The organism is Streptococcus oralis subsp. tigurinus, from assembly GCF_002096275.1.
GTDB lineage: Bacteria > Bacillota > Bacilli > Lactobacillales > Streptococcaceae > Streptococcus > Streptococcus oralis_CN.
This window is the reverse complement of the sequence record NZ_NCUG01000018.1, coordinates 720,220-741,937: the sequence shown is the minus strand read 5'-3', so window position 1 is coordinate 741,937 and position 21,718 is coordinate 720,220. Positions and strand designations below refer to the sequence as shown.

Annotated in this window: 18 protein-coding genes; 14 read left to right on the top strand and 4 right to left on the bottom strand. The window is 42.1% G+C overall.

Annotated elements, in window-relative coordinates; all coding sequences use genetic code 11:
• The first annotated feature begins 46 nt into the window (after nt 1-46).
• The 14 genes from B7725_RS08785 (at nt 47) to dtd (ending at nt 18,887) form a co-directional block, all read left to right on the top strand.
• Nucleotides 47-3,091, top strand: coding sequence for a type I restriction endonuclease subunit R (locus B7725_RS08785; RefSeq protein WP_084875735.1), 3,045 nt, complete (start codon nt 47-49; stop codon nt 3,089-3,091).
• A 135-nt stretch (nt 3,092-3,226) separates the two neighbouring features.
• Entirely contained in the window at nt 3,227-3,631 is a 405-nt protein-coding gene (locus B7725_RS08780) for a YbgA family protein (RefSeq protein WP_084875733.1), read from the top strand.
• Nucleotides 3,615-3,980 carry a TIGR02328 family protein gene (locus B7725_RS08775; RefSeq protein WP_084875731.1) on the top strand — a complete coding sequence of 122 codons (366 nt, stop codon included), beginning with the start codon at nt 3,615-3,617 and terminating at the stop codon, nt 3,978-3,980. The genes B7725_RS08780 and B7725_RS08775 overlap by 17 nt, the downstream gene beginning before the upstream one ends.
• Nucleotides 3,981-4,560: 580 nt before the next feature.
• Nucleotides 4,561-6,810, top strand: a complete 2,250-nt coding sequence (gene metE, locus B7725_RS08770; protein ID WP_084875728.1) for a 5-methyltetrahydropteroyltriglutamate--homocysteine S-methyltransferase — start codon at nt 4,561-4,563, stop codon at nt 6,808-6,810.
• Nucleotides 6,811-6,873: 63 nt separating this feature from the next.
• Nucleotides 6,874-7,740, top strand: coding sequence for a methylenetetrahydrofolate reductase [NAD(P)H] (gene metF, locus B7725_RS08765; RefSeq protein WP_025168823.1), 867 nt, complete (start codon nt 6,874-6,876; stop codon nt 7,738-7,740).
• Between the two features lie 655 nt (nt 7,741-8,395).
• Nucleotides 8,396-10,609 carry a polyribonucleotide nucleotidyltransferase gene (pnp, locus tag B7725_RS08755; protein ID WP_084875726.1) on the top strand — a complete coding sequence of 738 codons (2,214 nt, stop codon included), beginning with the start codon at nt 8,396-8,398 and terminating at the stop codon, nt 10,607-10,609.
• 15 nt (nt 10,610-10,624) lie between these two features.
• Nucleotides 10,625-11,242: a serine O-acetyltransferase gene (gene cysE, locus B7725_RS08750; protein ID WP_084875724.1), complete on the top strand. Its 618-nt coding sequence runs from the start codon at nt 10,625-10,627 to the stop codon at nt 11,240-11,242.
• Nucleotides 11,243-11,253: 11 nt separating this feature from the next.
• A complete protein-coding gene (locus B7725_RS08745) occupies nt 11,254-12,138 on the top strand; it encodes a GNAT family N-acetyltransferase (RefSeq protein WP_084875722.1) in 885 nt (294 codons plus the stop codon).
• An 82-nt stretch (nt 12,139-12,220) separates the two neighbouring features.
• Complete coding sequence (gene cysS, locus B7725_RS08735) at nt 12,221-13,564, top strand: cysteine--tRNA ligase (protein ID WP_084875720.1); 1,344 nt, start codon at nt 12,221-12,223, stop codon at nt 13,562-13,564.
• Complete coding sequence (locus B7725_RS08730) at nt 13,557-13,943, top strand: Mini-ribonuclease 3 (protein ID WP_084875718.1); 387 nt, start codon at nt 13,557-13,559, stop codon at nt 13,941-13,943. The genes cysS and B7725_RS08730 overlap by 8 nt, the downstream gene beginning before the upstream one ends.
• A 2-nt stretch (nt 13,944-13,945) precedes the next feature.
• Nucleotides 13,946-14,815 (top strand): helix-turn-helix domain-containing protein, encoded by an 870-nt coding sequence (locus tag B7725_RS08725; RefSeq protein WP_084875716.1) that lies wholly within the window; start codon nt 13,946-13,948, stop codon nt 14,813-14,815.
• A 113-nt stretch (nt 14,816-14,928) separates the two neighbouring features.
• The gene (locus tag B7725_RS08720; protein ID WP_000229944.1) at nt 14,929-16,059 is read left to right on the top strand and encodes an ABC transporter ATP-binding protein; all 1,131 of its coding nucleotides are present in this window, start codon (nt 14,929-14,931) and stop codon (nt 16,057-16,059) included.
• A 138-nt stretch (nt 16,060-16,197) separates the two neighbouring features.
• Nucleotides 16,198-18,414, top strand: a complete 2,217-nt coding sequence (locus B7725_RS08715) for a RelA/SpoT family protein (protein ID WP_001123780.1) — start codon at nt 16,198-16,200, stop codon at nt 18,412-18,414.
• 29 nt (nt 18,415-18,443) lie between these two features.
• On the top strand, nt 18,444-18,887 hold the full coding sequence (dtd, locus tag B7725_RS08710; RefSeq protein WP_084875714.1) for a D-aminoacyl-tRNA deacylase: 444 nt from the start codon (nt 18,444-18,446) through the stop codon (nt 18,885-18,887).
• Nucleotides 18,888-18,917: 30 nt separating this feature from the next.
• Here the strand turns inward: dtd and B7725_RS10165 are convergent, their stop codons facing one another.
• The 4 genes from B7725_RS10165 to B7725_RS08690 form a co-directional block, all read right to left on the bottom strand.
• Nucleotides 18,918-19,331: a hypothetical protein gene (locus B7725_RS10165; RefSeq protein ID WP_084875713.1), complete on the bottom strand. Its 414-nt coding sequence runs from the start codon at nt 19,329-19,331 to the stop codon at nt 18,918-18,920.
• A gap of 107 nt (nt 19,332-19,438) precedes the next feature.
• Entirely contained in the window at nt 19,439-20,089 is a 651-nt protein-coding gene (locus B7725_RS08700) for a metal-dependent transcriptional regulator (protein ID WP_084875711.1), read from the bottom strand.
• 83 nt (nt 20,090-20,172) lie between these two features.
• Entirely contained in the window at nt 20,173-20,667 is a 495-nt protein-coding gene (tpx, locus tag B7725_RS08695) for a thiol peroxidase (protein WP_000206539.1), read from the bottom strand.
• A gap of 113 nt (nt 20,668-20,780) precedes the next feature.
• Nucleotides 20,781-21,710, bottom strand: coding sequence for a metal ABC transporter substrate-binding protein (locus tag B7725_RS08690; protein ID WP_084875709.1), 930 nt, complete (start codon nt 21,708-21,710; stop codon nt 20,781-20,783).
• Nucleotides 21,711-21,718 lie beyond the last annotated feature (8 nt).

The following is a 21,718-nucleotide window of genomic DNA, read 5'->3' as shown; positions in this document are numbered from 1 at the left end:
TCATTTTGAGATAGAATCTCAATTAAAACAAACAAGGAAGCATACTATGGTTGATTATTCAAAGGTACATGAAGTAATTGCGGAAACAAATGAAGGGATTCTCTTGGCTGAGTATCAACCAGAGTATCGCACAGATAGAGAATACCAGTCAGAGGCTGATCTAGAAAATCAGCTGATTTCTGATTTGGTTAATTATCTTAACTACGAACGACTAGATATCCATACACCTGAAGAGCTCTTATCAAATGCCAAGGTTCAAATTGAAAAGCTCAATAAGGTGACCTTTACGGATGCAGAGTGGCAACGCTTTGTAGTGAAGTATCTGGACTGTCCTAATGAAGGGCTAGTTGAAAAAACACGAAAAATCCAAGAAAATCATATCTATGACTTTATTTTTGATGATGGACGGATAAAAAATATTTTCATCCTTGACAAGAAAAACATTCACAATAACAGCATGCAGGTTATCAACCAAGTGACCCAAGTGGGTAGCCATACCAACCGTTATGATGTCACGATTTTAGTGAATGGTCTTCCATTAGTTCAGATTGAATTAAAGAGACGCGGGGTTAGCCTTAAAGAAGCTTTTGAACAAATCCATAGATATAGTAAGGAAAGTTTCAATAGTGAAAATTCTTTATACAAATATATTCAGATTTTTGTGATTTCGAATGGCACTTATACACGCTACTTTGCAAATACGACAGCTCAAAATAAAAATCATTATGAGTTCACCTGTGAATGGGCAGACCGTAAAAATAAAACAATTCATGACCTTGAAGACTTTACCGTTACCTTTTTGAGCAAACGAGTTCTTTTAGAAGTTTTAACCAAGTATTGTGTTTTTGATGCTGATAATACCTTGCTCATCATGCGCCCTTATCAGATAGCAGCAACGGAGAGTATTTTACGAAAGATTCATTCCACAAATGAAATGAAGAATTTCGGTACGATCAATGCCTGTGGCTATATCTGGCATACGACGGGTTCAGGGAAAACCTTGACCAGCTTTAAAACTGCTCGTTTGGCAACAGAGTTGGACTATATTGACAAAGTGATTTTTGTGGTGGATAGAAAAGACTTAGACTATCAAACCATGAAGGAGTATCAAAAATTCCAGCCAAATTCAGTCAATGGTAGTAACAATACAAAAGAACTCCAACGAAGTATCGAAGAAAATGATGATCGAATCATTGTCACAACTATTCAAAAGTTAAACAAGTTTATCACAGCAAATCCAAATCATGAAGTCTATGCTAAGAAATGTGTCTTGATTTTTGATGAGTGTCATCGTTCGCAGTTTGGGAAGGCGCAGAAGCGGATTAAGAAGGCCTTTAAACAGTACGCTTTGTATGGATTTACAGGAACACCGATTTTCCCAGAAAATAGCTTAACGGGTGAAACGACCCAGGAAGTTTTTGGAGAACAACTTCATAATTACGTTATCACAGATGCTATTCGAGATAAAAAAGTATTGAAGTTCAAGGTTGACTATAACTATATCAAGCCTGAAATCAATAAATATAGAGAAGCAGAAAAAGCAGTTGGTCAAGAGTCTGATGAGAAGAAACTCAAAAAGATGGAGAAGGAACTCCTTTTGCATCCAGAACGGATAGCAACCATCACAGAGTACCTGTTGAGAGTTTATAATGACAAAACGCATCGAAATCAACATTATACTCATAAGCAAAAACAACTGTTTGGATTTAATGCCATGCTAGCTGTACAAAGTATTGAAGCTGCTAAGTTATACTATGATGAACTCCAGCGACAACAAGCAACTTTACCAGAAGCTAAACGCTTGAAAGTTGCAACCATCTTTAGCTTCGCACCAAATGAAGAACAGTCAGCTTATGGGGAAATTCAAGATGAAGAGCTCGAACCGCAAGATACAGCCATGCCACAATCTTCTAAAGAGTTTCTGGAAAAAGCGATTGATGACTATAATCACATGTTCAAGACTAACTTCTCAACTGATGGGAAAGAGTTTCAAAATTACTATCGTGACCTTTCTAAGAGAGTTAAGTCTAAAGAAGTGGATTTGCTGATTGTAGTGGGTATGTTCTTGACGGGATTTGATGCTCCAACCATGAATACTCTCTTTGTCGATAAAAACCTTCGTTATCATGGTTTGATTCAAGCATTCTCGAGAACCAATCGAATTTTTAACAAGGTTAAACCTTTTGGGAATATTGTTTGTTTCCGTGATTTAGAAAAGGCTACGCAAGAAGCTATTAAAGTTTTTGGGGATACAAACAAACTTGAAATCATCTTAGAAAAAAGCTTTAGCGAATACATGGATGGTTTTGTCGATCAGGTAACAGGTATCGAGGTAAAAGGCTATACAGCAGTCTGTCAGGAAATTCTTGAGAAATTCCCAAATCCGCAAGAAATTGAAACAGAACATGAGAAAAAAGAGTTTGTTAAGTTGTTTGGCGAGTTGTTGAAACTTGATAATGTTCTTCGGAATTATGACGAATTCCAAGAAATCGACAAACCTATTTCTGAAGGTTATCTTCAGGATTTAAGAAGCGCCTATGTGGAAATTCGAGATGAATTCTTAAATCTGAAAAACTATGAAAAGACCAAAGATTTAGAGATTGACCTTTCAGATGTTGAATTTGAAATTGAACTCTTAAAAACAGATGAGATCAACCTAGACTATATTCTGGCATTGATTGTTGAAAAATCGAAGAATTCTGAGTCTAAAGAAGTAATGAAAGCAGAAGTTAGTCGTGTGATTCGTTCTAGTATCGATATTCGTGCCAAAGAAGAGTTGGTTATTGGATTTATCAATGACACCGATTTGCAAAAATTGAAAGATCATGATGGGATTATCAATGCTTTCTACGAATATGGTAAGGAGCGCAAGAAAATCGCAATCCATGATCTAGCTGAGTCTGAGAAACTTGTAGCTGATTACCAATTATTCATAGACAAATCAATTCAACGAGGTTATGCTGAAAATAGTGGGACTGATTTGGATTCGATTATTCCGCCAACTTCTCGTCGACAGGGAGCGCGTGAACGGAAAAAGCAAGAAGTTTTACGTAAGATTCAGTTGTTAGTAGAGACATATTCAGGTATTTAAGGGGTTGTCGAACAAGGTTTATTAGAAAAATCAGGAACTACAAAAAACACTCTTTATTCGCTCATAATTCGCTCATTTTTTAGATACAACTTTGTTTCCATATTTCCTGGAAACTGATAGTTAACAAGGAGAAACATGGAACAAACTAACCAAAAATCCCAGTGCCAACAACTCTGGGCTAGAAACAAATACCTCGTTTTGAGTCATTCCAGCAATATTTACAATGAGATTCGCCAATACTTGAAGAATGAAAAAGTGGAGCTGAGTCTGGTTCAAGATATGATTGACCGTGCCTGTCAAATCCCAGAACACAGAGGTCAGGTTTGCAATGCCTTTCAGCATATTTGGGGCTATTTCAAAAAGAAAGCGACAGATTCCGAGCGCAAGGACTATATGCTCTTGCTGGATCGCTACCGCTTTGGTCAGGTTTCCAAGGAAGACTTGATTGCTAAGACTCGAGAGTTGCTTGATCGCTATCCCAATACCTACTTGCAACATTCGACCTTACTGAAAGGAGACTCCCATGAGACTTTGGCATGAGGCTTTGATTTCACAACTTCCCCGTCCGCAACTTTTGGGGCAACATCGAGAGTGCTGCGCCCTGCGTGGCAATGGTTGGGGCAAAAAACATGCGACTGTGGACTATGTCTTTACTCACTCGCCTTATCACCTCTATGCCTATCATCGCTTGATCATGGAGGAGATGGCTGACCGTGGCTACAATGTCAGTCCAGAATGGCTGGATAAGAACTACCGTGGAAAGACCTGTCATCCTTATCAAGACTTGCCTGAGGAAAAGTTGGGCAATCCCGTCTATAGTGAGCATGATGCAGAATACTATGAGGAGTGTTTGGCTAATCTCCGAGAGAAAGGCATTGAGCTGGAGTAAGAGTCAGGATTAGCTCCACATTATAACTCTTCTCGTAATTTTTTCGAATAATAAAGATGAGACCTTTAGAGTTTTTCTAAGGTCTCCTTTTTATGAATATTAGGATTTACTTTTAATAACTTTTGAGTTGTATTTGAAAGCCAAGGGCGAACGAAGTGAGCTTTTATAGGATATTTCCCGCTATAGTGGTATTCTAGATAATAATTTATTATTATCTAGGACGGGATTTTTGAGACATTTTTGCTCAAAAATTAGGGATGAAATTACGAAGTAATTTGCTCCCGTCCGCACTTTTCCAGGGAAATATCAGAATTACAAAAGAAAATCAACCTATAGTCTTTTCTAATAGCAAGCCATAGTCACTGATGAGAATCGCCAATAGCTCGTTTGAGCATTCCAACTAAAATACAGCCACAAAACAAGCTATACAAAGGATTTGAGACACTGGTCTCAAGTCTTTTTCAGTTGTCTAAAAGAGTGATATAGTTTCAAACTATATCAAAGCCTAATTATTTACAATTATACAGACAGTTTCTTTTCTGTTAAGATAGTTTCAACAACAAATTTTGGAGGACACATCATGTCAACTACGATCATCGGTTTCCCTCGTTTGGGTGAGTTCCGCGAATTAAAATTTACAACTGAAAAATACTTTAGAAAAGAAATCTCAGAAGAAGAACTCTTGGCTGCGGCTAAAGAATTGCGTGCAAAACACTGGAACATTGTCAAAGAAAAAGGCATCACTGAAATCCCATCAAATGACTTTTCTCACTATGACAACTTCTTAGATGCAGCTTTCCTTTTCAACGTGGTACCTGCATCCGTTCAAAACTTGGACTTGTCTGACCTTGAGCGCTACTTTGCTTTGGCGCGTGGTTACCAAGGAGAAAAAGGGGACGTGCGTGCCCTTCCGATGAAGAAATGGTTCAACACTAACTACCATTACATCGTTCCTAAGTTTGAAAAAGACACTCAAGTAAAATTGGCAGGTCACAAGATTTTTGATGAATTCCAAGAAGCAAAAGAACTTGGTCTCAAAACTCGTCCAGTTCTCGTCGGTCCATTCACTTTCCTTCAATTGTCAGACTTTGAAGAAGGCGTGAAAGCAGAAGACTTCGTAGACAGCTTAGTAGCTGCTTACCAAGAAGTTTTTGCTAAATTAGCTGAACTTGGTGCGACTCGCATCCAACTCGACGAAGCGGCTCTTGTCAAAGATTTGACAGCTGAAGAAAAAGCTCTCTTCTTGAACCTCTACAACAAACTCTTGGCTGATAAAAAAGGTCTTGAAGTTTTGCTTCAAACTTACTTCGGTGACGTTCGTGACGTCTACTCTGACCTTGTGAACTTGCCAGTAGATGCCATCGGTTTGGACTTCGTTGAAGGTAAGAAAACTCTTGAACTTGTGAAAGGTGGTTTCCCAGCTGACAAGACTCTCTATGCAGGTATTGTCAATGGTAAAAACATCTGGCGCAACAACTACGAAAAGAGCTTGGCTGTTCTTGAGCAAATCCCAGCTGAAAACATTGTCTTGACAAGTTCATGTTCACTTCTTCATGTGCCATTTACAACAGCTAACGAAGAATTTGAACCAGCAATCTTGAACCACTTTGCCTTTGCAGTTGAAAAATTGGAAGAACTTCGTGACTTGGATGCTATCCGCAATGGTCAAGATGCAGAAGCTCTTGCAGCTAACAAAGAACTCTTTGCGACTGAGCGTGTGGGTGAAAATGCAGAACTTCGTGCGCGTATCGCTGGATTGACAGACGCAGACTACACTCGTTTGCCAGCCTTTGCAGAACGTGAAGCTATCCAAGAAGAAGCCTTTAAACTTCCAGCTCTTCCAACAACAACTATCGGTTCATTCCCTCAAACTAAGGAAGTCCGTGCCAAACGTTTGGCTTACCGTAAGGGTGAATTGTCACAAGAAGAGTACGACGCTTTCCTTGCTGAAACTATCGATGAATGGATCAAATGGCAAGAAGAAGTTGGATTTGACGTGCTTGTACACGGTGAGTTCGAGCGTAACGACATGGTTGAGTACTTTGGTCAAAACCTGTCAGGTTACCTCTTCTCTAAGAATGGTTGGGTACAATCATACGGTATGCGTGGGGTTAAACCACCAATCATCTGGGGTGATGTCACTCGTCTCAACCCAATCACTGTGAAATGGTCTAGCTACGCACAAAGCCGTACTGACAAACCTGTTAAAGGTATGTTGACTGGGCCTGTTACCATCCTTAACTGGTCATTCCCACGTGAAGACATCTCGATCAAGGATTCTACTCTTCAAATTGCTCTTGCAATCAAGGATGAAGTTCTTGACCTTGAAGCTGCAGGTGTGAAAATCATCCAAATCGACGAGGCTGCTCTTCGTGAGAAATTGCCACTCCGTCGTAGCGACTGGTATGAAGACTACCTTGACTGGGCTATTCCAGCCTTCCGCTTGGTACACTCTACAGTTGCGCCAGATACTCAAATCCACACTCACATGTGTTACTCAGAATTTACAGATATCATCCCAGCTATCGACAACATGGATGCGGACGTTATTTCCTTTGAAGCCAGCCGTTCAAACCTTGAAATCTTGGACGAACTCAAAGCGAAAAACTTCCAAACAGAAGTGGGACCTGGGGTTTACGATATCCACTCTCCTCGTGTGCCAAACGAAGGCGAAATCGACCACACAATTGATGCTATCCTTGCCAAAGTACCAAGCAAGAAAGTTTGGATTAATCCTGACTGCGGTTTGAAAACACGTGGTATTCCAGAAACAAAAGAAAGCTTAATCCGCCTTGTAGAAGCAGCAAAAGCTGCGCGTGAGAAATTGTAAGATAAGATTTCTCTCCATACAATGGTTGTTCAAAAAGAAATCAACTAGAAAAGGTTATTACATATGTCACGCCAAACACCGTCACTCTCATTTGAAGTGTTCCCTCCAAACCCAGCAGTGGGTAATGATAAAATTATTTCTGCCTTGCAGGATATGCGAGAGTTAACACCGCACTTTATCAGTGTGACCGCCAGCAATAATAAATTTAATATCAAGGAAACAACGGTTCGTTTGGCTGACTTTATTCAGAATGACTTAGCGATTCCAACTATTGCCCACTTGCCAGCTATCTATCTTACCAAGGAAAAGGTTGCTGAAACCATTGCAGACTTGGACAAGGTTGGGGTACAGAAAATCTTGGCCTTACGTGGGGATATTATTCCTGATGTGGAGCCTCAAAAAGATTTCCGCTATGCAACGGACTTGATCGAGTTCATCAAGGAACAAGCCCCTCACTTTGATATTGTTGGCGCTTGCTATCCAGAAGGGCACCCTGACTCGCCAAACCAGATCTCGGATATTCAAAATCTCAAGAAGAAAGTGGATGCAGGCTGTTCAAGCCTTGTAACGCAGCTTTTCTTTGACAATGAGCGTTTCTATGATTTCCAAGACAAGTGTACCTTGGCAGGGATTGATGTTCCTATTCATGCGGGGATTATGCCAATTCTGAATCGAAATCAGGCTCTCCGTCTCTTGAAAACGTGTGAGAATATCCACCTTCCACGTAAATTCAAGGCCATCTTAGACAAGTATGAGCATGACCCTGAGTCGCTCAGAGCAGCAGGACTTGCCTATGCCGTGGATCAGATCGTGGACTTGGTGACCCAGGATGTCGCAGGTGTGCATCTCTACACCATGAACAATGCTGAAACAGCAAAATACATCCACCAAGCAACCCATGCCTTGTTTAACCATCAGTCTTTGGGATAATCGACTCTTTTAGTACTGAGACGACAGCTTGTCATTCACTTGCTTTTAAATAAAAAATGACAGATGTGAAAGCCAAAGAATTTGCTAAATAGAATAAACAACAAACCATTCCTCTTTTCATGGGGGAATGGTTCCTTTTTAATAGAAAAGCCCGCATTTTTAAGAAAAATATGATAAAATAGACTCTGTACGTACTTGATACAAAGATGAGGGTATAAAATAATACAATGCATTCAAACTGCAAGGTTTAGCGACACGAGCGAGTCAAATCGATATTATTTGACAAGGGAGTTAGTAAAGCATTTACCTAATCGCATGATAGCGATTAGCGTGAAAGGCTTAGATGCTTTAGCATCAATCCTTTCTAATGATTTGTATCCTGCGTAACTGAACACGCCTACAACTCTGTGGAAAAAGATAAATCTACCTAGGAGCAGTCGCTCCGTCGTTCGATTTCCTATTTTCCTTTGAGTTGCTTAACGGCTTAGTATCTTGTGTAATTGAACCCGGCCGAAAAGCTGTGTAAAAAAGATAAACTGTCTTTTCTTCATCGAAGACTTCGCCAGTTTCCTATTTTTACTTTGCTTTTTGCGACCTTAGTATCTTGATCTTTGTAGGCAAGGCGTATAATTTCATCAATCCAAAGGGGATTAAAATGACAAAACAAGTGTTTCAAACGACTTTTGCGGGTCGTGAGTTAATCGTAGAGACTGGTCAGGTTGCTAAGCAAGCAAATGGCTCTGTTGTCGTGCGTTACGGTGAGTCAACTGTCTTGACTGCTGCCGTCATGTCTAAGAAGATGGCAACTGGGGATTTCTTCCCTCTTCAAGTCAACTACGAAGAAAAAATGTATGCGGCCGGGAAGTTTCCTGGTGGCTTTATGAAACGTGAAGGACGTCCATCAACAGATGCGACCTTGACAGCGCGTTTGATTGACCGTCCAATCCGTCCTATGTTTGCGGAAGGTTTCCGTAACGAAGTACAAGTGATTAACACGGTCCTTTCTTATGATGAAAATGCATCTGCACCGATGGCAGCTATGTTTGGTTCATCCTTGGCACTTTCTATCTCAGATATTCCATTTGACGGACCTATTGCTGGGGTACAAGTGGGTTATGTAGATGGCCAAATCATCATCAACCCTACTCAAGAACAAGCAGAGCAATCTCTTCTTGAATTGACAGTAGCTGGTACCAAGCACGCCATCAACATGGTAGAGTCTGGTGCCAAAGAATTGTCAGAAGAAATCATGTTGGAAGCCCTTCTGAAAGGGCACGAAGCAGTCAAAGAATTGATTGCCTTCCAAGAAGAAATCGTTGCGGCAGTTGGTAAGGAAAAAGCGGAAGTGGAATTGCTTCATGTGGATGCGGACTTGCAGGCTGAAATCATCGCAGCCTACAACAGCGACCTCCAAAAAGCTGTCCAAGTAGAAGAAAAATTGGCTCGTGAAGCTGCAACTCAAGCAGTTAAAGACCAAGTGACTGCTGTGTATGAAGAAAAATATGCAGACCACGAAGAATTTGAACGAATCATGCGTGATGTGGCTGAAATCTTGGAACAAATGGAACACGCTGAAGTGCGCCGTTTGATCACAGAAGACAAGGTGCGTCCTGACGGGCGTAAGGTCGATGAAATCCGTCCTTTGGATGCGGTTGTTGACTTCCTTCCTCGTGTGCACGGTTCAGGTCTCTTCACTCGTGGGCAAACTCAGGCTCTTTCAGTCTTGACCTTGGCACCGATGGGTGAAACTCAGACTATTGATGGTTTGGATCCAGAGTACAAGAAACGCTTTATGCACCACTATAACTTCCCTCAATACTCTGTCGGGGAAACTGGTCGTTATGGTGCGCCAGGTCGTCGTGAAATTGGTCACGGTGCTCTCGGTGAGCGTGCTCTTGCTCAAGTCTTGCCAAGTTTGGAAGAATTCCCATATGCAATCCGCTTGGTAGCAGAAGTCTTGGAATCAAACGGTTCTTCATCTCAAGCATCTATCTGTGCGGGAACTCTTGCCCTTATGGCTGGTGGTGTGCCAATCAAAGCGCCAGTAGCTGGTATTGCCATGGGTCTCATCTCCGACGGAAACAACTATACAGTATTGACAGATATCCAAGGATTGGAAGACCACTTTGGAGATATGGACTTTAAAGTTGCAGGTACTCGTGACGGGATTACAGCCCTCCAAATGGATATCAAGATCCAGGGAATTACTGCAGAAATCTTGACTGAGGCTCTTGCTCAAGCCAAGAAAGCTCGTTTTGAAATCCTTGATGTGATTGAAGCAACCATCCCAGAAGTTCGTCCAGAATTGGCTCCAACTGCACCGAAAATTGATACCATCAAGATTGATGTGGACAAGATTAAGATTGTCATCGGTAAAGGTGGAGAAACCATCGACAAGATTATCGCTGAAACTGGCGTTAAGATTGATATCGACGAAGAAGGTAATGTTTCTATCTACTCTAGCGACCAAGATGCCATTAACCGTACCAAAGAAATTATCGCTGGTTTGGTTCGTGAAGCCAAAGTGGATGAAGTTTACCATGCTAAGGTTGTTCGTATCGAGAAATTCGGTGCCTTTGTCAACCTCTTTGATAAGACAGATGCACTTGTGCACATTTCTGAAATGGCTTGGACTCGTACCAACCGTGTCGAGGATTTGGTAGCTATCGGTGATGAAGTCGATGTTAAGGTTATCAAGATTGATGAAAAAGGCCGTATCGATGCCTCTATGAAGGCACTTCTTCCTCGTCCGCCAAAACCTGAGCATGATGAAAAAGGCGAAAAGTCTGAGCGACCTCACCGTCCACGTCATCACAAGGATCACAAACCGAAGAAAGAAGTTACAGAAACACCAAAAGATTCAGAATAAGAAAAGGAGAAATGTATGGGATGGTGGCGCGAAACCATTGATATTGTAAAAGAAAATGATCCAGCGGCACGCAACAGTTTGGAAGTTTTGCTGACTTATCCAGGTGTCAAGGCCTTGGCTGCCCACCGTCTCTCGCATTTTCTCTGGAAGCACGGCTTCAAACTCTTGGCTCGAATGCACAGTCAATTTTGGCGCTTTTGGACTCAGATTGAGATTCATCCGGGTGCCCAGATTGATTCAGGTGTCTTTATCGACCATGGTTCAGGTCTGGTGATTGGAGAGACGGCGATTGTTGAAAAAGGCGTTCTGCTCTATCATGGAGTGACTCTCGGTGGGACAGGAAAAGACTGTGGCAAACGCCATCCGACCGTTCGTCAGGGTGCCCTTATATCAGCACATGCCCAAGTTATTGGTCCTGTAGAAATTGGTGCAAATGCCAAGGTCGGTGCTGCTGCAGTAGTCGTGGCAGACGTACCTAGTGATGTGACAGTTGTCGGTATTCCGGCTAAGATCGTCCGAGTTCATGGACAGAAGGATGAGCCAACGATCCACGAAGTCGAAGAAAAACGAGAGTACTACGTCAATAAACTCGAGCAGGCTAAAGAAGCCAGTCACAGATCGTCGGGGTTGTAGAGGTTACCTATATGATTCAAGCAAGAAACAAGTTAAGCCAAGAGGAGTTATCTGAGGCGAAAAAACTAATTAACTGTTGCCAAAACTATGACGGTACCTATCGTGATCCCTATCTTTCTAACATGCTTAATTTTGACCCAAACATGCCCGCCTTTTTCCTTTATTATGAAAAAGGCGAACTTGTTGGTTTATTAACTGTCTATGCAGATGACCAAGATGTGGAAGTGACGATACTGGTTCATCCAGATCATCGCCGTCAGGGGGTTGCGCGTGCATTGTTTACTAGTTTTGAGAGAGAAATAGCTTCTTTTCCGATTCATTCAGTTACTTTTCAGACAGAGCGTGTTTTTCTAGACCGCCATTCTGATTTTGTCAGCAACTGGGGATTGGTCGAGGATGAAGAGACAGAAACCTGGTTAGGCAAGGATAGAAAACCTTATCCGTTAGCAAATGTTTCCAATCTTGAAGTTTTGTTAGCAGATAGTTCGTATCAGGATCAAATTAGTCAGTTGAAATTTCAGGCATTTTCAGAGGAACATGAATCTAGAGAAGTTGAGGATAGATATGTCGCTGAAGCTCTGAAAGATCCAGAAAGTCGCCTATATATTTTATTAAAAGACGGTCAGGTTATTGGAACTTGCACGGTAGATTTATCGACTAATACGAATTACTTCTACGGTTTAGCAATATCGGAACCTGAACGTGGGAAAGGCTATGGAAGTTACTTAGCAAAATCCCTTGTCAACCAACTAATTGGGCAAAATGATAAGGAATTTCAGATTGCAGTGGAAGATAGCAATGTAGGTGCCAAGCGCTTGTATGAAAAAATTGGCTTTGTCAAACAGACTCAGGTGGTTTATCTGAATGAGAAAGGAGCAAGGGATTCCGAAGTGTAGAGATATTCGGACTGAAATTCAATTGAACTCTTAGTGATGAAACTAACAGTTCTTGGATTTTAGCTTTCCTGACTATTATTTTATGATTAAAATCTACGACACCATGTCTCGTGATTTGCGAGAATTTGTCCCGATTGAGGACGGCAAGGTTAAGATGTATGTCTGTGGGCCAACCGTCTACAACTATATCCATGTTGGGAATGCCCGTTCAACAGTGGCTTTTGATACCATTCGACGTTATTTCGAATACCGTGGGTATGAGGTTACCTATATTTCCAATTTCACGGATGTGGATGATAAGATTATCAACCGTGCCAGGGAAGAAGGCATCACGCCTCAGGAGGTTGCAGACAAGTACATCGCTGCCTTTCGTGAAGACGTGACGGCCTTGGGCGTCAAGCCTGCGACTCGTCATCCACGTGTAGTAGAGTTTATGGCTGACATCATTCGTTTTGTAGCTGACTTGATTGAAAAAGGTTATGCTTACGAGAGTCAAGGGGATGTTTACTTCCGTGTGGAAAAATCCCACAACTACGCCAAATTGGCTAATAAAACCTTGGAAGACTTGGAACTGGGTGCTTCAGGTCGTACAGATGAAGAAACAGCTCGCAAGGAAAATCCTGTAGACTTTGCTCTTTGGAAAGCTGCAAAATCAGGCGAGATTTCTTGGGACAGTCCATGGGGACCTGGTCGTCCGGGCTGGCATATCGAGTGTTCGGTCATGTCGACAGAGATTTTGGGCGATACCATTGATATTCACGGTGGTGGAGCCGATCTGGAGTTTCCGCATCATACCAATGAAATTGCCCAGTCAGAAGCCAAAACAGGCAAGATTTTCGCCAACTACTGGATGCACAACGGCTTTGTTAACATTGATAATGTCAAGATGTCTAAGTCCTTGGGTAACTTTATCACTGTGCATGATGCATTGAAGACTATTGATGGCCAAGTGCTTCGATTCTTCTTTGCCACTCAGCATTACCGTAAACCAATCAACTTTACGGAAAAGGCAGTGCGTGATGCCGAGACTAATCTCAAATATCTGAAGAACACTTACGAGCAACCATTTTCTGAGACTGTAGATATTCAAGAGTTACAAGCCTTTAAAGATAAGTTTGTAGCAGCCATGGATGAGGACTTTAACTCTGCCAATGGCATCACAGTTGTCTTTGAAATGGCTAAGTGGATCAACTCCGGCAACTATGATGCAAGTGTTAAGCAAGCTCTTGCGGATATGTTGGAGGTCTTTGGTATTGTCTTTGTAGAGGAAGTTTTGGATGCAGAAATTGAAGCCTTAATCCAAAAACGTCAAGAGGCGCGTGCGAATCGTGACTTTGCAACAGCAGACCAAATCCGTGACCAATTGGCTGCTCAAGGAATTAAGCTCCTTGACACCAAGGATGGAGTGAGGTGGACACGTGATTGATGTTAATCTCATTAATGGGATTGCGCTGGCTTTTGAGGGGGATGCGGTTTATTCCATGTATATTCGCCGCCACCTCATCCTCAAAGGCATGACCAAGCCCAATAAACTTCACCAAGAGGCGACCAAGTATGTGTCTGCCAAGGCTCAGGCTCGTCTGATTGCCCTCATGTTGGAGGAGCATGTCTTGACGGAAAAGGAAGAAGAAATCTATAAACGAGGTCGCAATACCAATAGTCATACAAAGGCTAAAAATGCTGATGTGGTGACCTACCGCATGTCTACAGGTTTTGAAGCAGTGATGGGCTATCTCCATCTGACTGAAAATATGGGGCGTCTAGAGACCTTGATTTCGTGGTGTATCCAAAAAGTGGAGGCGTAGAAATGCTTGCAAAAGAATTACTAGACTGGTTTCCTGAGGCTCAGATTTCAGATCAGCCAATAGAGAAACTAGGATATCTTACACTTCCTCTATCTTCTCAACAGTGGATTTTACTGGAGGAGACCAATCTCACTGAACGTGAAAAGCAGTTAATTGCCCTTTTAACCCAGCAGGAGCAGGCTCGTTCGCTCAATCCTTGGTATTCCTATCTGATTGAGGGAAAGGGGCAGGCGCCTCAAACTTTTAAAAAGATTCAGCTGGTTTATTGCCATCTTTCCTATTTCCAACAGGAAAATCTAACTTCTTGGCTAGACATGATGCGGACTCTTTTTCCCAACTGCCAAACAGTGCTACAGGTTGGTGCTCAGGATTATGTATTTGTTCTTCAACAAGATAAATACAGCTCTGTCCGCTCAATCTTATCCGATACGATTGAGGCAGTTGAGTATGACTTTGGTCTTCGTCTGTCTATCATGTTGGGGCAGGTCTGGTCACAGGCTGGGTATCAGGCTCTGTCCGACTTGATCAAAGCGGAGCGGGATTTGTTTAAGACTTGGTGGCGTCAGGGCCATCAAGGAGTTCACACTTTTTCACAGCTCTATCTTTGGAGTATGGGGGAAAGACTTGTGGACCTGAAGGTAATCAAGGAATGCCTGCACCAGATGATCTTGGATCAGGACCAGATTCAGGAAATCATTCTCTCCCTTTGGGAAAACAGTGCTGTTCTGACTAAAACAGCCCAGCAACTCTATCTGCACCGCAATTCTCTTCAATACAAGATTGACAAATGGGAAGAATTGACAGGGCTTCAGTTGAAGGAGTTAACGGACCTTACCTTGTGTTATCAGTTGATTTTACCAGATATTCTCTAAAGTTTTGTGCAAGTTGCACAGAACTTTTTTATTTTTTTGGTCACCTTGCCATAGAAATGTAAAGCGTTTTCATTTATAATAAAACTATCAAAAGACAAAAGGAGTTCACCTCGATGGTAGAATTAAATCTTAAAAATATTTACAAAAAATATCCAAACAGCGAACACTATTCAGTTGAAGACTTCAACTTGGACATCAAAGATAAAGAATTTATCGTTTTCGTAGGTCCTTCAGGATGTGGTAAATCAACAACTCTTCGTATGATTGCTGGTCTTGAAGACATCACAGAAGGTACCGCATCTATTGATGGTGTAGTTGTCAACGACGTAGCTCCAAAAGACCGTGACATCGCCATGGTATTCCAAAACTACGCTCTTTACCCACACATGACTGTATATGACAACATGGCTTTCGGTTTGAAATTGCGTAAATACAGCAAGGAAGACATTGACAAACGTGTTCAAGAAGCTGCAGCAATCCTTGGCTTGAAAGAATTCTTGGATCGTAAACCAGCTGACCTTTCAGGTGGTCAACGTCAACGTGTTGCCATGGGTCGTGCGATCGTCCGTGATGCAAAAGTTTTCTTGATGGATGAACCTTTGTCAAACTTGGATGCCAAACTTCGTGTATCAATGCGTGCTGAAATTGCGAAGATTCACCGTCGTATCGGAGCTACAACTATCTACGTAACTCACGACCAAACAGAAGCGATGACACTTGCGGACCGTATCGTTATCATGTCAGCAACTAAGAACCCTGCTGGTACAGGTACTATCGGACGTGTAGAACAAATCGGTACTCCTCAAGAAGTTTACAAAAACCCAGTTAATAAATTCGTAGCAGGATTCATCGGAAGCCCAGCTATGAACTTCATCAATGTGAAATTGGTTGGTAGCGAAATTGTTTCAGACGGTTTCCGTTTGAAAGTTCCAGAAGGAGCATTGAAAGTGCTTCGTGACAAAGGCTATGAAGGAAAAGAATTGATCTTCGGTATCCGTCCAGAAGATGTGAATGCAGAACCTGCTTTCCTTGAAACATTCCCAGAATCAGTGGTTAAAGCAACCATCTCTGTATCAGAATTGCTTGGTTCAGAATCTCACCTTTACTGCCAAGTTGGTAAAGATGAATTTGTTGCCAAAGTGGATGCTCGTGACTACTTGCAAACAGGTGCAACAGTTGAACTTGGATTTGACTTGAACAAAGCACACTTCTTCGACGTAGAAACTGAAAAAACAGTTTACTAAGCAAATGAAATGTCAAAACACTGCTCGAGAAATCTGGTAGTGTTTTTTTAATGATTGGTATTGGCATAAAAACAGGCTTTTCTAGTTTTCATATCCTTAAAAAAGTGATAAAATGGTAGGAAGAATTGGAGAGTATAGATGCCGAAAGAAGTGAATTTGACGGGCGATCAGGTAGTCGCTTTAACGAGAGAATATTTAACAAAGGAAGACGTTGCTTTTGTACAAAAAGCATTGATTTACGCAGTTGATTGTCATAGTGGGCAGTTTCGGAAATCAGGTGAGCCCTATATTATCCATCCCATTCAGGTAGCAGGAATTCTGGCTAAGCTCAAGCTGGATGCCGTAACCGTTGCCTGTGGTTTTTTGCATGACGTGGTTGAAGACACAGATGCGACACTGGATGATCTGGAGAGAGAGTTTGGTCATGATGTTCGGATTATCGTTGATGGGGTGACCAAACTTGGTAAGGTTGAGTACAAATCACTCGAGGAACAATTAGCTGAAAATCACCGCAAGATGCTTATGGCCATGTCTGAGGATATCCGTGTTATCTTGGTTAAATTATCGGACCGTTTGCACAATATGCGGACTCTCAAACACCTTCGAAAGGACAAGCAAGAACGGATCTCCAGAGAAACCATGGAAATTTATGCACCACTTGCTCATCGTCTAGGGATTTCCAGTGTTAAGTGGGAGTTGGAAGATCTATCTTTCCGTTACCTCAATCCAACTGAGTTTTACAAAATCACCCACATGATGAAGGAAAAACGCAGAGAACGTGAGGCTCTGGTCGACGAAGTCGTAACCAAGTTGGAAGAGTATGCTACCGAACGCAATCTCAAAGGAAAAATCTATGGTCGTCCTAAGCATATCTATTCGATCTATCGCAAGATGCAGGATAAGAAGAAACGCTTTGAGGAGATTTATGACCTGATTGCCATTCGCTGTATCTTAGATACCCAGAGTGATGTTTACGCCATGTTGGGTTATGTGCATGAACTTTGGAAACCCATGCCAGGTCGCTTCAAAGACTATATCGCCAATCGTAAGGCCAATGGTTACCAGTCCATCCATACAACTGTTTATGGGCCAAAAGGGCCGATTGAATTCCAGATTCGGACCAAGGAAATGCACGAAGTGGCTGAGTACGGGGTAGCAGCTCACTGGGCCTATAAGAAAGGCATTAAAGGGCAGGTCAACAGCAAGGAATCTGCTATTGGGATGAACTGGATCAAGGAGATGATGGAGCTCCAAGACCAGGCTGATGATGCCAAGGAATTTGTGGACTCTGTTAAAGAAAACTATCTGGCGGAGGAGATTTACGTTTTTACCCCAGATGGTGCGGTCCGCTCCCTTCCAAAAGATTCAGGACCGATTGACTTTGCCTATGAAATTCATACCAAAGTCGGTGAAAAAGCGACCGGTGCTAAGGTCAATGGCCGTATGGTTCCGCTGACAACCAAGCTCAAGACAGGGGATCAGGTTGAAATTATCACCAACCCCAACTCCTTTGGTCCGAGTCGTGACTGGCTCAACATGGTCAAGACCAGCAAGGCGCGCAACAAGATTCGCCAGTTCTTTAAAAATCAAGACAAGGAATTATCCGTAAACAAGGGCCGTGAAATGTTGATGGCCCAGTTCCAAGAAAACGGCTATGTAGCCAATAAATTCATGGACAAGCGTCACATGGACGAGGTCCTTCAAAAGACCAGCTACAAGACAGAGGAAGCCCTCTATGCAGCCATTGGTTTTGGAGAAATTGGCGCTATTACCGTCTTTAACCGTTTGACCGAAAAGGAACGCCGTGAGGAAGAACGTGCCAAGGCCAAGGCGGAAGCAGAAGAGCTTGTCAAAGGTGGCGAAGTTAAGGTTGAAAACAAAGAAACACTCAAGGTCAAGCATGAGGGTGGCGTGGTCATTGAAGGTGCTTCAGGTCTCCTAGTTCGGATTGCCAAGTGTTGCAATCCAGTTCCGGGTGACGACATTGTCGGTTACATTACTAAGGGACGCGGTGTGGCTATTCACCGTGTGGACTGTATGAATCTCCGTGCCCAAGAAAACTACGAGCAACGTCTCCTTGATGTGGAATGGGAAGATCAATTCTCAAGCAAGGAATACACTGCCCACATCGATATCTATGGTCTCAACCGTACAGGGCTTTTAAACGATGTTTTACAAGTTCTCTCAAACACGACCAAGAATATCTCAACCGTTAATGCTCAACCAACTAAGGATATGAAATTTGCCAATATCCATGTCTCCTTTGGTATTTCCAACCTCTCTACACTGACCACAGTCGTGGACAAGATTAAGAGTGTGCCAGAGGTTTACTCCGTCAAACGGACCAACGGCTAATTCTCCCTTCAGTTACTAGAAAGGCTATTATGAAAATCATCATTCAACGAGTCAAGAAAGCCCAAGTGATTATCGAAGGTCAGGTTCATGGGAAAATCAATCAGGGACTCTTATTACTGGTCGGTGTTGGCCCAGAGGACCAAGAGGAAGATTTAGACTATGCTGTGAGAAAGCTCATTAACATGCGGATTTTTTCAGACGAAGAAGGCAAGATGAACCTGTCTGTCAAGGATATTGAAGGAGAATTCCTTTCTATTTCTCAGTTTACCCTCTTTGCGGATACCAAGAAAGGCAATCGTCCCGCCTTTACAGGAGCAGCCAAGCCGGATATGGCAGCTGCCTTCTATGAGGCTCTTAATCAAAAGCTAGTACAAGAAGTACCTGTTCAGACAGGTATCTTTGGAGCGGATATGCAGGTGGAGCTGGTAAATGACGGACCGGTCACCATTATCCTTGATACAAAAAATAGATAAGAAAACCAAGCCAGTCGGCTTGGTTTTTGTTTAGAAACAATCGCATAAAGAAATGTGTTTGTCGTAAAAGTCTGAATAGTTTTCTCTTAGGTAGTTAGCCGTCATATAATAAAAAGTAGAATGACAAGCAGTGACGATTGGCATAAGAGAGGAAAATCGCTGAGAACTAGCGAAGGTTAAAAGGACAAATAATAGAAAATCGCTGATGAGCACCCCCAAATAGTAGAAGCGAATCTTTTTATTGATTTGAGGATAAATCTCAGGGGAATGATGTTTGAGTCGGAAGACCAAGCGAAATAGCAGTAATCCCTGAGCAAGGATTAAAATGAAGCCAGAGAGTAGGAGCCAGTCCAAAGATGTCTCGGATCTGGTGTAAAAAAATGTAAATAGTAGCAAATCAGAGACTGCAATGGCTGCGAAGTGTAGTCTAAAGATCTTTTTCATAGGAAAACCTCCCTCTTTTCTCTAACTTCATTCTACACCAAACGAATGGGAGTTACAAGCAAAATGATAAAAAATCCCTAAAAGGAATTTCTTTCAGGAATAAGGGGTTAGTTGATTTTTTCGACATAGAGTTGTTTGGCGATATCGATGCTAACTTGGAGGTCTTCACCTTTGTTGACCAGTGTAAAAGTATTGGAAAAATTATCAAACTGTTTGACTTGGAGCTGGTCACCGATATGAATTTCATGCTTTTCTAAGTATTTGAGCAGATCAAAGCTATCGTGAACCCGAGTCAGGAGGTAGGTTCCAGCTTCCTTGGTCTCTGCTAGTGGTAAGTTATTGATTTCGACCAAAAGTTCTCCCTCAGCTGGTATGGTTCCACCGTGGGGGCAGGTTTTAGGGAAGCCCAGTAGTTTATCCAGTCTCTCTACGAAGAGATCGGATACAGTGTGCTCTAGGACCTCAGCTTCTTCGTGGATCTGGTCACTGGTATAGTCGAGATGGTGAACTAGAAAGACTTCAATCAACCGGTGTTTGCGATAGAGTTCTGAGACCAGTTTGAGGCCAATATCTGTCAATAGATAGCCGTTCTCCTTATCCTTGAGGATGAGATTTTCACTTTTCATGCGTTTGATCATCTCTGTTACGGCAGGTGGAGAGACTTGCATACGGGCAGCAATTTCTTTATTGGTAATTTTTTGCATCTCCGTACCGATTTCATAAATACATTTTAGATAATCTTCTTTGTTTGGCGTCATTCGTTTCCTCTTGTCTTTTCTCTCCATCTAGTATATCAAAAAAAGCTAGATTTCTCTAGCCTTCTGCCCTAATGGCTTTGATTTTAGTCCAGTTCTTTCACTGCAGCAATAGCAGCTTCAAAGTCTGGTTCCGTGTTGATGTTATCAACGTATTCTACGTAACGGATGACATTATCAGTGTCGAGAACAAAGACAGCACGTGCAAGGAGATGCCATTCGTTGATCAAGAGGGCATAATCGCGCCCGAAAGAATGGTCAAAGTAGTCTGAAAGCATGATGGCATTGTCAAGGCCTTCAGCCCCGCACCAGCGTCCTTGGGCAAATGGTAGGTCCATAGAAACAGTAAGAACGACGGTATTGTCGAGGTTAGCTAGTTCTTGATTGAATCGACGTGTTTGCGTTGAGCAGATACCAGTATCGATAGAAGGGACAACACTCAAAACTTTTTTCTTTCCATCAAAGTCAGCTAGTGTTTTTTTAGAGAGATCGGTTGTAGTGAGGGAAAAGTCGAGTGCCTTGTCTCCTACTTGCAGTTGTTTACCTGTGAAGGTTACAGGATTTCCGAGAAAAGTGGTCATGAAACTACTCCATTCTTTTTTCTTTTATTTTACCGAGAATTGTCAGATTTTTCCAATGATTTGACCGGAAATTGAAAAAACGCCAATTCGGTGAGAATGACGTTTTTAATGGATTATTTTGACAAACCTTCAGCAATCTTGTCAAGGTTGTATTTCATCATGTTGTAGTAGCTGTCACCTTCTTTACCTTCTTCAGCGATTGAGTCAGTAAAGATTTGCGCGTAAATTGGGATATTTGTGTCTTGTGAAACAGTCTTCATTGGACGGTCATCGACACTTGATTCAACAAAGAGGGATGGAACTTTTGTTTGGCGAAGTTTTTCAACCAAGGTCTTGATTTGTTCAGGGGTTCCTTCTTCTTCCGTGTTGATTTCCCAGATGTAGGCACTTGGAACACCGTAGGCTTTAGAGAAGTATTTGAAGCATCCTTCGCTGGTTACGATGAGTTTCTTCTCAGCAGGGATATTGTTAAATTTCTCTTTGGCTTCCTTGTCTAGTTTATCTAGTTTTTCAGTATAGTCTTTGAGATTTTTTTCGTAGAATTCCTTGTTGCTAGGATCTTTTGCAATCAACTGTTTAGCGATATTTTTAGCATAAATCATCCCATTTTCAAGGTTGAGCCAAGCGTGTGGGTCTTCTTTGCCTTTCTCGTTTTGGCCTTCAAGGTAGATAACATCAACGCCTTCGCTGACTGCAAAGTAGTCTTTGTTTTCAGTTTTCTTGGCATTTTCGACCAATTTGGTAAACCAAGCATTGCCACCTGTTTCAAGGTTGATACCGTTATAGAAAATCAAGTCAGCTTGAGAAGTTTTCTTAACGTCTTCAGGAAGTGGTTCGTATTCGTGTGGGTCTTGACCAACAGGAACGATACTATGAAGATCAATCTTGTCACCAGCGATATTTTTTGTAATATCAGCGATGATTGAGTTTGTAGCAACAACTTTTAGTTTTTGACCAGAAGCCGTATCTTTTTTTCCGCTAGCACATGCTACAAGAGCAATGACGGAAAGAAAGAGTACAAGCAATGTACCTAATTTTTTCATTAGATTCC